Below are 13284 nucleotides of genomic sequence, written 5' to 3' on the forward strand. Positions count from 1 at the left end.
TTTCTCCTCAGAAGCCTTCAGGTGCGCGAGTGTGCCAGTCAGTGACTTGCTGATACTGATGCGCCACATTCAAGAGACGGCCTTCCTGGAAATACGGGGCGAGCAATTGCACGCCGACCGGCAGCCCATCGACAAACCCCGCTGGCATGGACAAGCCAGGCAGACCCGCCAGGTTGGCGGTGATGGTGTAGAAATCTTCCAGGTATTCGGCAATCGGGTCGTGAGTCTTGGCGCCTATTTTCCAGGCCGGGTTGGGTGTGGTCGGGCCGAGAATTACGTCGACTTCCGCGAATGCGCTCATGAAATCGTTTTTGATCAGGCGACGGATTTTCTGCGCCTGCAGGTAGTAGGCGTCGTAGTAGCCCGCCGACAGTGCGTAGGCGCCGACCATGATGCGTCGCTGGACTTCCGGGCCAAAGCCTTCGGCGCGCGAGCGCTTGTACAGGTCGGTCAGGTCTTTCGGGTCTTCACAACGGTAGCCGAAGCGCACACCGTCGAAGCGCGACAGGTTGGACGAAGCTTCTGCCGGTGCGATGACGTAGTAGGCTGGAATGGCGTGTTGCAGGTTCGGCAGGCTGACTTCCTTGACGATGGCGCCGAGCTTTTCCAGTTCCTTGACGCTTTCGTGGACCAACTGCGCGATGCGTGGGTCGAGACCGGCGCTGAAATATTCCTTGGGCACCCCGATACGCAGGCCCTTGAGCGAGGTATTGAGGCTGGCGGAATAGTCCGGAACCGGCTCGTCGATGCTGGTGGAGTCCTGCGCATCGAAGCCAGCCATGCCTTGCAGCAGCAGGGCGCAGTCTTCGGCAGTCCGCGCCATCGGGCCGGCCTGATCAAGGCTGGACGCGTAGGCAATCATGCCCCAGCGCGACACGCGACCATACGTCGGCTTGAGGCCGGTCAGGTTGGTCAGTGCCGCAGGCTGGCGAATCGAGCCGCCGGTGTCAGTGCCGGTCGCGGCAGGCAGCAGGCGTGCAGCCACTGCCGCTGCCGAACCGCCGGACGAGCCACCAGGGACGCATTCGAGATTCCACGGGTTTTTCACCGCGCCATAGTGGCTGGATTCGTTGGCCGAACCCATGGCGAATTCGTCCATGTTGGTCTTGCCCAGCGTGACGGTACCCGCCGAGGCGAGCTTCGATACCACGGTGGCGTCGTACGGGGCCTTGAAGTTGTCGAGCATCTTCGAGCCGCAACTGGTACGGATGCCTTGGGTGCAGAACAGGTCCTTGTGCGCCAGCGGGGCGCCGAGCAACGGGCCGTTCTCACCGGCCGCGCGGCGTGCATCTGCCGCCTGGGCCTGAGTGATGGCCAGGTCTTCGGTGAGGCTGATGAAGCTGTTGAGCTGCGGGTCGAACTGTGCGATGCGCGACAGCAGGACACGGGTCAGCTCTTCAGAAGAGAACTTTTTTTCGGCGAGTCCGCGAGCGATCTCGGCCAGAGTCATTTGATGCATGCAGGCGCTTTCCCTTACTCGATGACTTTCGGAACCAGATACAGACCGTCCTGGACCGCTGGTGCGATGGCTTGGTAAGTGTCGCGGCGATTTCGCTCGGTAACCGCGTCTTCGCGCAGGCGCTGGGTCGCTTCCAGCGGATGAGCCAAGGGTTCGATGCCGGTGGTGTCAACCGCCTGCATCTGATCGATCAGGCCGAGAATGCTGTTCAGTGCTTCGGTAGTACGCGGGATATCGGCGTCATTGAGGCCAAGTCGGGCCAGATGAGCGATCTTTTCCACGTCGGAGCGTTCAAGCGCCATGGGGTATCTCCAGTGGAATGCTGACGGATTTGCTTTGTTGCCAATTGCGGAACACTATCGCGTTATTACTGTCTCAAGCCGCTAACGTCGAGGGTGGTGTTCGGAAAACCGCCAATTTAGCATATTGGCTCCTTGCCCAAAATCCCTGTCGTTGTTAGAGTTTGCCGCACTTTTTTTACCACGCGTTCCCTAGGGTCCCTTTCCCATGTTCAAGAAACTGCGTGGCATGTTTTCCAGTGATCTATCCATCGACCTGGGCACTGCCAACACCCTTATTTACGTGCGTGAGCGCGGTATCGTTCTGAATGAACCCTCTGTCGTTGCCATTCGTACTCACGGCAACCAGAAGAGCGTCGTCGCTGTCGGTACCGAAGCCAAGCGCATGCTGGGCCGTACGCCAGGCAACATTGCAGCCATTCGCCCCATGAAAGACGGTGTTATCGCCGATTTCAGCGTCTGCGAAAAAATGTTGCAGTACTTCATCAACAAGGTCCATGAGAACAGCTTTCTGCAGCCCAGCCCTCGTGTACTGATCTGTGTTCCGTGCAAATCCACTCAGGTTGAACGTCGCGCCATTCGCGAATCGGCTTTGGGTGCAGGTGCGCGCGAAGTATTCCTGATCGAAGAACCAATGGCTGCAGCGATCGGTGCCGGTCTGCCGGTGGAAGAAGCCCGCGGTTCGATGGTTGTCGACATCGGCGGCGGCACCACAGAGATCGCCCTGATCTCCCTGAACGGTATTGTGTACGCAGAATCCGTGCGTGTGGGCGGCGACCGTTTCGACGAAGCGATCATCACCTACGTGCGTCGTAACTACGGCAGCCTGATCGGCGAATCCACCGCCGAGCGCATCAAACAGGAAATCGGCACCGCCTACCCGGGTGGTGAAGTACGCGAAGTTGACGTGCGCGGCCGTAACCTGGCTGAAGGCGTTCCACGTGCGTTCACGCTGAACTCCAATGAAGTGCTCGAAGCGCTTCAGGAGTCGCTGGCGACCATCGTTCAGGCGGTCAAGAGCGCTCTGGAGCAGTCGCCTCCGGAACTCGCTTCCGACATCGCCGAGCGTGGTCTGGTATTGACCGGTGGCGGCGCGTTGCTGCGTGATCTGGACAAACTGCTGGCTCAGGAAACAGGTCTGCCGGTGATCGTCGCCGAAGACCCGCTGACTTGCGTAGCGCGTGGCGGTGGCCGTGCGCTGGAAATGATGGATAAGCACACCATGGATCTGCTCTCCAGCGAGTAAATCGCCGGGGTGCCATTCACGGAGTCTTTTGTATGCAGGTAGCGTATGTGCTACCTGTATGCGTCAGGCTGACGCCGAAACAGGCTGCCTATCTCTTTCATTTGTCCAGGCCGGTTCCATAGAGCATGAATAAAAGCCCATTGAAGCTCGATCCCACGATCGCATGCCCCGTAGGAGCGGCCTATTAAACCGCTTTTCGCAAAAGGCCCGTCGCTGGGCGTACGTCTGCTGGTGCTGGCCGTTCTGTCGGTTGCGTTGATGGTTGTCGACGCCCGTTTTACGATCCTCAAGCCTGTGCGCAGTCAGATGTCCATGGTGCTCATGCAGTCCTACTGGATTGTCGACTTGCCACAACGTTTGTATCAAGGCGTTGCCAGTCAGTTCGGCAGTCGCACAGAGCTGATCGCCGAAAACGAAAAACTCAAGACCGAAGCCCTGCTCCTGCAAGGTCGCCTGCAAAAACTGGCGGCATTGACCGAGCAGAACGTGCGCCTGCGCGAGTTGCTGAACTCTTCGGCGCTGGTCAATGAAAAAGTCGAGGTCGCCGAACTCATCGGCATGGACCCGAACCCTTTCACCCATCGGATCATCATCAACAAGGGCGAACGCGACGGCGTCGTGCTCGGTCAGCCGGTGCTCGATGCGCGTGGCCTGATGGGCCAGGTTGTCGAGCTGATGCCTTACACCTCGCGGGTTCTGTTGCTGACTGACACGACCCACAGCATTCCGGTTCAGGTCAATCGCAACGGCCTGCGCGCCATCGCCAGCGGCACCGGCAATCCGGAGCGTCTGGAGCTTCGCCATGTGGCGGATACCGCGGACATCAAGGAAGGCGATCTGCTGGTCAGCTCTGGTCTTGGTCAACGTTTCCCGGCCGGTTATCCGGTGGCAACGGTCAGGGAGGTCATCCACGACTCCGGTCAGCCGTTTGCAATTGTCCGCGCTGTGCCGACTGCGGCGCTGAATCGCAGCCGTTATCTGCTGCTGGTGTTCTCGGATGGTCGCTCCCCGGAAGAGCGGGCCGCCGATGCTGCGCAGGCGCAGGAATCGATTGAAAAGGGCATCGAGCCCACCGTGATGGCGACGCTGCCGCCGCCGACGCCGGCATTCCCGATGTGGCCACAAGCGACCATTCCGGTGTTCCCGGGTGCCACGGTTACCCACAAACCTGCGTCCCAGGCGGCCACCCCAGCGTCTGCCGCCCCTGCTGCAACGCCGGTCAAGCCGGCTCGACCAGCCTCCCGTCCTGCCACCTCGCAGCCGCCTGCGTCCACACCTTCCAACGCTCGGGAGCCTATTGATGGTTAGTCACGTCTCCGGGCGCAACGGCTGGGTAGTCTGGCTGACCTTTGCGATCGGCCTGTTGCTGAGCGTTTCGCCGCTGCCGCAATTCATGGAAATCTTTCGCCCCTTGTGGTTGGCACTGTTGCTGACCTTCTGGGTGCTGGCGTTGCCGCACAAGTACGGGATGACCACCGCCTGGATACTCGGTCTGATGGAAGATGTGCTGTATGGCACGCTGCTCGGTCAGAACGCGCTGATCCTCAGCCTGATTACCTTTCTGGTGATGTCCCTGCAACAGCGTCTGCGCATGTTCCCCATGTGGCAGCAATGTCTGGTGCTGCTGGTGGTATTCGGTCTGGCGCAGCTTGCACAGCTGTGGCTCAGCGCCCTGACCGGCAACCGTCAGCCGACCCTGGCGCTGGTGTTGCCTGCTCTGGTCAGTGCGTTGCTGTGGCCTTGGGTCAGTTACGGTCTGCGTGGATTGCGCAAACGTTTGAAAATCAATTAAGCGCAAGGTGAGCGCAGCGCCCTCAAGGGGTTTGCGCGTTCACCGTCACCGACACGGAGATGTCCTTATGCCCTCGCTCTATCTGGCTTCTGGCTCACCGCGCCGTCGCGAACTTCTGACTCAGATCGGCGTGCCCTTCACCGTATTGAGCGCGCAGATCGACGAAACTCCCTTTGCCCATGAAACCCCGGCTGTCTACGTCGAGCGTCTTGCGCTGGGCAAGGCTCAGGCTGGCCTGTCGTCGTTGGCGGCTAATCAACAGGCCTGCGTAATGGGCGCGGACACCGCAGTGGTGCTTGAGGGGCGGATTCTCGGCAAGCCGGTCGATGAGGCGGACGCGCTGGCCATGTTGAGCGCGTTATCCGGGCGCGAACACGAGGTCATGACGGCTGTCGCAGTGATTGACGGGCAGCGCAGCGCAACCTGTGTGGTGACCAGCCGGGTTCGCTTTCGCCCGATTCAGCATCATGAAGCACAGGCCTACTGGGCCAGTGGCGAGCCTGCCGATAAAGCGGGCGGCTATGCCATTCAAGGCTTGGCGGCGATATTCGTCGAAGGCTTGCAGGGCAGCTATTCTGGGGTAGTGGGTCTGCCTCTGTGTGAAACCGCAGAATTGCTCGGCCGTTTCGGCATACCCTGCTGGCAAGGCCTGGAAGGTGACAAGTCATGAGTGAAGAGATCCTGATCAACATCACCCCGATGGAATCGCGGGTGGCCGTAGTGGAAAACGGCGTGCTGCAAGAGGTGCATGTCGAGCGCACCCAGCGTCGCGGCATCGTCGGCAATATCTACAAGGGCAAGGTCGTGCGCGTGCTGCCTGGCATGCAGGCGGCATTTATCGACATCGGTCTGGACCGCGCCGCGTTCATTCATGCATCGGAAATCTCCATGCGTGAAGGGCCAGCAGTCGAAAGCATCGCGTCGCTGGTGCATGACGGACAAAGTCTCGTGGTCCAGGTCACCAAGGACCCGATTGGCAGCAAGGGCGCACGCCTGACCACGCAACTGTCGATCCCCTCGCGCTATCTGGTGTACATGCCACGCACTGCGCATGTGGGCATTTCCTTGAAGATCGAGGATGAAGCCGAGCGCGAGCGGCTCAAGAAAGTGGTCAGTGATTGCGTCGCGCTGGAAGGCATCAAGGAGGCCGGGGGCTTTATCCTGCGCACCGCTGCCGAAGGCGCGGGTGCCGAAGAAATCCTCATGGACATTCGTTACCTGCGCAGGCTCTGGGACCAGATCGGCGAACAGATCAAGACCGTCAGCCCGCCCACCGTCATCTACGAAGATCTTGGTCTGGCGCTGCGCACCTTGCGCGATCTGGTCAGCCCGCGCATCGAGAAGATCCGTATCGATTCGCGTGAAACCTTCCAGAGGACCACCCAATTCGTCGCTGAACTGATGCCTGAAATTGCCGACCGGCTTGAGCATTATCCGGGCGAACGACCGATTTTCGACCTGTACGGCGTCGAAGACGAAATCCAGAAAGCCCTTGAGCGCAAGGTGCCGCTCAAGTCTGGCGGTTATCTGGTCATCGACCCGGCCGAGGCCATGAGCACCATCGATGTGAACACCGGAGCGTTTGTCGGGCACCGGAATCTGGAAGAGACCATCTTCAAGACCAACCTGGAGGCGGCAACAGCGATTGCCCGCCAGCTGCGCCTGCGCAATCTCGGCGGCATCATCATTATCGACTTCATTGACATGGAAGACGGTGAGCATCAGCGTCAAGTACTGCGCACCTTGGAGAAACAGCTGGAGCGCGATCACGCCAAGACCAACATCATCGGCATCACCGAGCTGGGGTTGGTGCAGATGACGCGTAAACGCACCCGCGAAAGCCTTGAGCAGGTGCTCTGCGAGCCGTGTCACTGCTGCATAGGACGCGGCAAGCTGAAAACACCCGAGACCATTTGTTACGAAATTTTCCGCGAGATTCTGCGCGAGGCCAGGGCTTATCAGGCGGTTGGCTACAGGGTGCTGGCCAATCAGCGGGTGGTCGATCGGCTGCTCGACGAAGAGTCAGGCAACGTGGCGGAACTGGAGAGCTTTATCGGACGCACCATCCGTTTTCAGGTAGAAACCATGTACTCGCAGGAACAATACGACGTGGTCCTGCTCTGAGGTTGCTGGGCGCAGGGAAATATTGACGACAATTGCCCCACGGGTTTCTGGCAGGTATGCCGTTTATTGAGAATGATGCGTGGCGAACGAGCAAAACCTGAATCTGATTGCACCTGCCGACCCGAGCCGAAAACTGTTCGCTGAATCCGGTCTTTGCATCTCGCAGCAGAGGGTGTCCTGAGATGGGACGTCTTTCTCGCATCGTTGCCACGCTGACGCGCTGGGGCCTGAGCCTGTGCGCGTTGATTCTGGTAGTGGCGGCGCTGTATGTCAGCCTCGGCCGGCAGTTGACTCCTCTGGTGGCCGAATACCGTGTCGATGTCGAAAGCCGTGCCAGCACTGCGTTGGGCATGCCACTGAGCATCGGCAGCCTGGAGGGTAGCTGGAACCGATTCTCCCCGGTATTGCTGGCCCACGACGTCATGGTCGGTGAAGGTTCCAGCGCTTTGCGTCTGGACCGCGTGCGTGTTGTCCCTGACCTGTGGGCGAGTCTGCTGGCGCGTGAGGTGCGTATCGAGCATCTGGAAGTCGACGGCTTGCAGTTCATCCTCAAGCAGGATCAGGACGGTGGCTGGGCGGTGCAAGGCTTGCCGATACGCGATGACAGCCCGTTCGACCCCGAACAGGTATTCAAGCAGATGCAGAGCGTGTTGCACCTGTCGCTGCTTGACAGCCAGGTGACGGTGCAACCGTTTGATGCCGCGCCGTTGACCCTGACCTATGTCAACCTCAGCCTGACCACGGGCAGTTATCACCAGCGCCTGGATGCGCGCCTGACCCTGCCGGACGGCCAGCCGCTGGCGTTGAACCTGCGCTCCCGGGCCCAGGCCAGCCAGTGGAAGGATGGCGAGGCTGATGTTTACGTCAGCCTGCCGCAAAGTGACTGGGGTAAATGGCTGCCCAAGAGCCTCACTCGCGAATGGACGCTGTCGAAGCTGCAAGCCGGCGGAGAAGTGTGGATGAGTTGGGGCAAGGGCACCGTGCAAAGCGCCACAGCACGCCTCAATGCTCCGAAAATCAAAGGTGTCTACGCGGCTCGCAAGCCGACCACGGTGGAAAATCTGGCGCTCAATGCCTGGTTCGCCCGTACTGAAACCGGCTTTGAGCTGAAGCTTGATTCACTGGCAATGGACCTGGCCAGCAAGCGCTGGGAAAGTCGTTTGCAACTGACGCAAACCGCTGCAACGCCGGACAGCGAAGAACTCTGGCACGTGCAGGCCGACCGCCTGGACCTGACGCCGCTCACACCGCTGATCGATTCCCTCGCGTCGTTGCCGGACAAGGCGATGGCGGTGGTCGATGGCCTCAAGGTGACGGGTGGGCTGCGCAACGTACTGCTCGATTATCGTCCGCAGGCGACTGGCGACAAGCGTCTCGGTTTTGCCGCCAACCTGGACAAGGTAGGCTTCAACGCTTATCGCGGCGCACCGGCAGCAGGCAATGTCAGCGGTGCGATCAGCGGTGATCTGGGGCAGGGCGAGTTGCGACTCGATACCGACGACTTCATGCTGCATCTGGACCCTATTTTCGCCAAGCCGTGGCGCTATCAAAAGGCCAATGCGCGCCTGAACTGGAAACTGGACGATCAGGCGTTCACCCTGATTGCTCCCTACATCAAAGTGCTTGGCGATGAAGGCAAGATTGCTGCGGACTTCCTGATCAGGATCCACCTCAGCCATGATCAGGAAGACTACATGGACCTGCGGGTCGGAATGGTCGATGGCGATGGTCGCTACACCAGCAAATACCTGCCAACCGCGCTTAGTCCGGAACTGGATCACTGGCTGCGTACTGCTGTGGTCAGTGGCGCGGTCAAACAGGGCTTTTTCCAGTATCAGGGGTCACTCAACAAGAACTCGGCTGACACCTCCCGGGTTATCAGCCTGTTTTTCGATGTCAGCAACGCGACGCTGGCGTTTCAGCCAGGCTGGCCTTCGCTGACCGGTGTCGATGGCAAGGTCTACGTTGAAAACAGCGGCGTGCGGGTCAAGGCGAGCAAGGGGCAGCTGCTCGACACCAAGGTCAGTAATGTACTGGTCAATATTCCCCATGTCCCGTCAGGGCAGGACAGCCACTTGCTGGTCGACGGCAGTTTTTCCGGAAGCCTGGGCGATGGCCTGAAAATTCTTCAACAAGCGCCAATCGGCACGGGCAGCACCTTTGCCGGGTGGCAGGGCGAGGGGCCGCTGAACGGCAAGCTCAAGCTGGATATTCCGCTGGCCAAGGGTGTCGAGCCAAAGGTCGTTGTCGATTTCAGTACTGACAAGGCCCGTCTGAAACTGGCGGACCCGGTGCTGGAACTGACCCGGCTCAAGGGTGACTTTCGCTTTGACAGCGCCAGCGGGTTGAGTGGCAAGGGCATCAAGGCACAGGCATTCGATAACCCGGTAACTGCGGAAATCTCGGCAGAAGGCACGCCCGGCGCCAACGTGACGCGCATTGTGGCGAATGGTCTGGTCTCTGTGAAAAAACTGACTGACTGGCTGAGTGTCACGCAGCCATTGCCGGTGTCCGGTGACCTGCCGTTTCAATTGCAACTGACGCTGGACAGCAAAGACAGCCCGCTGCTGATCAGCTCCACGCTCAAGGGCGTGGCAATCGATCTGCCGGCGCCGTTCGGCAAGACTGCCGACACAGAGCGTCCCAGCGAATTCCGCATGACCCTGCAAGGCCCAGAGCGTCGACTGGGTGCTGCCTACGATAATCTGGCCAACTTTGCGTTCGCCGCACCGGGCGGCAAGTTTGCAGACGGTCGAGGTGAGCTGTACCTGGGCCGTGGCGGGGCCATTGTGCCGGACGCCAAGGGGTTGCGAATCCGTGGCGAGCTGTCCGAGCTGGACGTCGCTCCCTGGCAAGAGCTTGCAGGACGCTATGCCGGAGGTGATCCGGGCGGCAGCGCCAGACAATTGCTCAACAGTGTGGACCTGCAAATCGGCAAGCTGACGGCCATGGGCACCACGCTGGATAATGTGCGTGTCCAATTGCAGCGCAACGCTGCGGCCTGGGCCCTGTCGCTGGACAGTGCGCTGGTCAAGGGCACGGCGCTGCTTCCGGATGCCAAATCCGCGCCCATTGGCATCGACATGTTGTATGTACGCCTGCCTGCGTCCGACCCGAATGCTGTGGTGGTCGAGAACGCACCTGATCCGCTGGCAGACGTCGACCCACGCAAGATTCCGGCACTGGATATCAAGATTTCTCAGCTGTTTCAGGGTGACCAACTGTTGGGCCCGTGGGCGCTGAAAATTCGTCCGACAGCTACCGGGATGCGCATGTCTGACATGAGCCTCGGGCTCAAAGGTATCCAGCTTGAGGGCGATGGATCCTGGGACGGTACGCCGGGGGCGAGCAACAGTTGGTTCAAAGGGCATCTGGAGGGCAAGAACCTCGCGGATGTGCTCAAGGCCTGGGGGTTTGCACCGACCGTCACCAGTGAAGATTTCGAGTTGAATGTCGACGGCCGCTGGCCTGGTTCGCCTGCCTGGGTCGGGCTCAAGCGCTATTCCGGTAGTCTCGATGCCACGCTGAACCGTGGCCAGTTCGTGGAAGTGGAGGGCGGTGCTCAGGCGCTCCGAGTGTTCGGGCTGCTGAATTTCAACTCCATCGGCCGTCGTCTGCGTCTGGACTTCTCGGACCTGCTGGGCAAAGGGCTGAGCTACGACCGGGTCAAGGGGCTGCTGGTGGCCAGTGATGGAGTCTATGTCACTCGCAAGCCGATCACCTTGACCGGGCCGTCCAGCAATCTGGAGCTCAATGGTACGCTGGACATGGTCAGCGACCGCGTCGATGCCAAGCTGCTGGTGACCTTGCCGGTGACCAACAACTTGCCGATCGCGGCGCTGATTGTCGGCGCGCCGGCCATTGGCGGAGCCCTGTTTCTGGTCGACAAGCTGCTGGGCGACAGGGTTGCCCGCTTCGCCAGCGTGCAATACAAGGTCGAAGGGCCGTGGAAAGAACCGAAGATCACCTTCGACAAGCCATTTGAAAAGCCCCAGTAGCGTCTCATGGAGTACAGTGGTGACCATGACATCAAACAGCGGGTCGCCATGTCTTTTGCCGTGATTCAAATGGTCAGCCAGAGCGACATCGAAGCCAACCTGGCTCGGGCGCGCTCACTGCTGGAGCAGGCCGCCGAGGGCGGTGCGCGACTGGCGGTGCTGCCTGAAAACTTCATTGCCATCGGGCGTCGCGATGTCGCTGAGATCGGCCGCGCCGAAGCTCGGGGGCATGGACCGATCCTGCCATGGTTGAAACTGGCCGCTCGCGACCTCAAGTTATGGATAGTTGCCGGAACCCTGCCACTGCCGCCGAATGATCGGCCCGATGGCAAGGTGACGGCGTGTTCGCTGCTGATCGATGAACACGGCGAACAGGTGGCGCGTTATGACAAGCTGCACCTGTTCGATGTGGACGTAGCGGATAATCGGGGTCGCTATCGCGAATCTGATGACTATGCTCACGGCAATAAAGTCGTGGTGGCTGACACCCCTGTGGGGCGTTTGGGGCTGACGGTCTGTTACGACCTGCGCTTTCCCGAACTGTATACCGCGTTGCGCGAAGCGGGCGCTGAGTTGATCACCGCGCCATCGGCATTCACTGCGGTGACGGGGGCTTCGCACTGGGACATTCTGATCCGGGCGCGGGCTATAGAAACCCAGTGCTATGTGCTGGCGGCGGCACAAGGCGGGATCCATCCGGGACCGCGCGAGACTTACGGGCACGCAGCCATCGTTGATCCATGGGGCCGCGTGCTGGCTCAGCAGGCGCAGGGTGAAGCCGTGCTGTCGGGCACACGAGACCGTGAAGAACAGGCGTCCATACGGGCGCGGATGCCGGTGTCCAGTCACCGGCGCTTTTTTTCGCAGGACGCCTTGCGGCCTGCTTCGGAGTGAATATGAGTGATCTGTCCTCAGTCAGCGAACACCTTCTGGCACCGGGCGGCCTGAGCCTCGACAGCCTGCAATCGGTGCTCGGCGAGCTTGCCGGCCCCGGCATCGACGCCGCTGACCTGTATTTTCAGGGGATGATCTCCGAGTCGTGGTCGCTCGAAGACGGTATCGTCAAGGAAGGCAGTTTCAATCTCGATCAGGGCGTGGGCGTACGCGCTCAGTCAGGTGAGAAGACCGGCTTCGCCTACAGCAACGCGATCACTGAAGATGCGCTGCGTACCGCTGCCCGCGCCGCCCGGTCGATTTCTCGCGCTGGCCAGAATGGCCGCGTGCAGACCTTTACGTCGCAGGACGTGGCTCAGCTGTATGCCCCGGATAACCCGCTGGAAGTGCTGAGCCGTGCCGAGAAGGTCGAGTTGCTGAAACGCATCGACGTCGCGACCCGTGCCCTGGACTCTCGCATTCAGCAGGTGTCGGTGAGCATGGCCGGGGTCTGGGAGCGTATTCTGGTGGCCGCCGCCGATGGCAGTCTGGCTGCCGATGTACGCCCGCTGGTACGCTTCAATGTCAGCGTCATCGTCGAGCAGAATGGCCGTCGCGAACGCGGCGGGCATGGCGGCGGGGGGCGTACCGACTACCGTTATTTTCTGACTGACGACCGTGCCATGGGCTATGCCCGTGAGGCATTGCGTCAGGCCCTGGTCAATCTGGAAGCGATCCCGGCACCTGCAGGTACATTGCCGGTGGTGCTCGGTTCCGGCTGGTCAGGGGTGCTGTTGCATGAAGCGGTGGGTCACGGTCTGGAGGGTGATTTCAACCGCAAGGGCAGTTCGGCCTACAGCGGGCGCATGGGCGAGATGGTTGCGTCCAAGCTCTGCACCATCGTTGACGACGGCACGCTGGCGGGGCGTCGTGGCTCGCTGAGCGTCGATGACGAAGGCACGCCGACCGAATGCACCACGCTGATCGAGAATGGCGTGCTCAAGGGCTACATGCAGGACAAGCTCAATGCGCGCTTGATGGGCGTGGCGCGGACCGGCAACGGTCGTCGCGAGTCCTACGCCCATCTGCCGATGCCGCGCATGACCAACACCTACATGCTGGGCGGACAAAGCGATCCGCAGGAAATCATTGCGTCGGTCAAGCGTGGCATCTACTGCGCCAATCTGGGCGGCGGTCAGGTCGACATCACCAGTGGCAAATTTGTGTTTTCGACCAGTGAGGCCTACCTGATCGAAGACGGCAAAATCACTGCTCCTGTCAAAGGCGCGACCTTGATCGGCAACGGGCCGGAAGCCATGAGCAGGGTGTCGATGGTGGGTAACGACCTGTCGCTGGACAGCGGCGTCGGTACGTGCGGAAAAGACGGCCAGTCGCTGCCGGTCGGTGTGGGTCAGCCTACGCTGAAAATCGACGCGATCACGGTTGGCGGTACAGGTAGCTGAATGTGAGCCGGGGCTGGCTGCTTGCTGCTG

At 60.6% G+C, this 13284-nt stretch carries 10 protein-coding genes; 8 read left to right on the forward strand and 2 right to left on the reverse strand.

Going from position 1 to position 13284, the window contains the following annotated elements:
- Nucleotides 1–7: 7 nt before the first annotated feature.
- Nucleotides 8–1459: an Asp-tRNA(Asn)/Glu-tRNA(Gln) amidotransferase subunit GatA gene (gene gatA / locus N018_RS04335; RefSeq protein WP_024644283.1), complete on the reverse strand. Its 1452-nt coding sequence runs from the start codon at nt 1457–1459 to the stop codon at nt 8–10.
- Nucleotides 1460–1473: 14 nt separating this feature from the next.
- Nucleotides 1474–1761 carry an Asp-tRNA(Asn)/Glu-tRNA(Gln) amidotransferase subunit GatC gene (gatC, locus tag N018_RS04340; protein WP_003418825.1) on the reverse strand — a complete coding sequence of 96 codons (288 nt, stop codon included), beginning with the start codon at nt 1759–1761 and terminating at the stop codon, nt 1474–1476.
- Between the two features lie 205 nt (nt 1762–1966).
- Between gatC and mreB the strand changes: the two genes are divergently transcribed.
- The 8 genes from mreB to tldD all read left to right on the forward strand — a co-directional run bounded on the left by mreB (nt 1967) and on the right by tldD (nt 13254).
- Complete coding sequence (mreB, locus tag N018_RS04345; RefSeq protein ID WP_007249007.1) at nt 1967–3004, forward strand: rod shape-determining protein MreB; 1038 nt, start codon at nt 1967–1969, stop codon at nt 3002–3004.
- Between the two features lie 183 nt (nt 3005–3187).
- Nucleotides 3188–4312 (forward strand): rod shape-determining protein MreC, encoded by a 1125-nt coding sequence (gene mreC, locus N018_RS04350; protein ID WP_080274788.1) that lies wholly within the window; start codon nt 3188–3190, stop codon nt 4310–4312.
- Nucleotides 4305–4796 (forward strand): rod shape-determining protein MreD, encoded by a 492-nt coding sequence (gene mreD / locus N018_RS04355; protein ID WP_003377527.1) that lies wholly within the window; start codon nt 4305–4307, stop codon nt 4794–4796. The genes mreC and mreD overlap by 8 nt, the downstream gene beginning before the upstream one ends.
- A gap of 67 nt (nt 4797–4863) precedes the next feature.
- Complete coding sequence (locus N018_RS04360) at nt 4864–5466, forward strand: Maf family protein (RefSeq protein ID WP_025388922.1); 603 nt, start codon at nt 4864–4866, stop codon at nt 5464–5466.
- Complete coding sequence (gene rng / locus N018_RS04365; protein WP_024644286.1) at nt 5463–6920, forward strand: ribonuclease G; 1458 nt, start codon at nt 5463–5465, stop codon at nt 6918–6920. Before N018_RS04360 ends, rng begins: the two co-directional genes overlap by 4 nt.
- A gap of 182 nt (nt 6921–7102) precedes the next feature.
- The gene (locus N018_RS04370) at nt 7103–10918 is read left to right on the forward strand and encodes a YhdP family protein (protein ID WP_025388923.1); all 3816 of its coding nucleotides are present in this window, start codon (nt 7103–7105) and stop codon (nt 10916–10918) included.
- Nucleotides 10919–10966: 48 nt separating this feature from the next.
- Complete coding sequence (locus N018_RS04375) at nt 10967–11812, forward strand: carbon-nitrogen hydrolase family protein (protein ID WP_025388924.1); 846 nt, start codon at nt 10967–10969, stop codon at nt 11810–11812.
- Between the two features lie 2 nt (nt 11813–11814).
- On the forward strand, nt 11815–13254 hold the full coding sequence (gene tldD / locus N018_RS04380) for a metalloprotease TldD (protein WP_024674731.1): 1440 nt from the start codon (nt 11815–11817) through the stop codon (nt 13252–13254).
- The last annotated feature ends 30 nt before the right edge of the window (nt 13255–13284 follow it).

The organism is Pseudomonas syringae CC1557 (genome assembly GCF_000452705.1).
In the GTDB taxonomy this organism is placed as follows: Bacteria; Pseudomonadota; Gammaproteobacteria; order Pseudomonadales; family Pseudomonadaceae; genus Aquipseudomonas; species Aquipseudomonas syringae_F.

Bases quoted from the DNA above. Each gene is read 5' to 3' on its own strand.
- gatA (WP_024644283.1), bottom strand. From the start codon at position 1,459: ATGCATCAAATGACTCTGGCCGAGATCGCTCGCGGACTCGCCGAAAAA.
- gatC (WP_003418825.1), bottom strand. From the start codon at position 1,761: ATGGCGCTTGAACGCTCCGACGTGGAAAAGATCGCTCATCTGGCCCGA.
- mreB (WP_007249007.1), top strand. From the start codon at position 1,967: ATGTTCAAGAAACTGCGTGGCATGTTTTCCAGTGATCTATCCATCGAC.
- mreD (WP_003377527.1), top strand. From the start codon at position 4,305: ATGGTTAGTCACGTCTCCGGGCGCAACGGCTGGGTAGTCTGGCTGACC.
- N018_RS04360 (WP_025388922.1), top strand. From the start codon at position 4,864: ATGCCCTCGCTCTATCTGGCTTCTGGCTCACCGCGCCGTCGCGAACTT.
- rng (WP_024644286.1), top strand. From the start codon at position 5,463: ATGAGTGAAGAGATCCTGATCAACATCACCCCGATGGAATCGCGGGTG.
- N018_RS04370 (WP_025388923.1), top strand. From the start codon at position 7,103: ATGGGACGTCTTTCTCGCATCGTTGCCACGCTGACGCGCTGGGGCCTG.
- N018_RS04375 (WP_025388924.1), top strand. From the start codon at position 10,967: ATGTCTTTTGCCGTGATTCAAATGGTCAGCCAGAGCGACATCGAAGCC.
- tldD (WP_024674731.1), top strand. From the start codon at position 11,815: ATGAGTGATCTGTCCTCAGTCAGCGAACACCTTCTGGCACCGGGCGGC.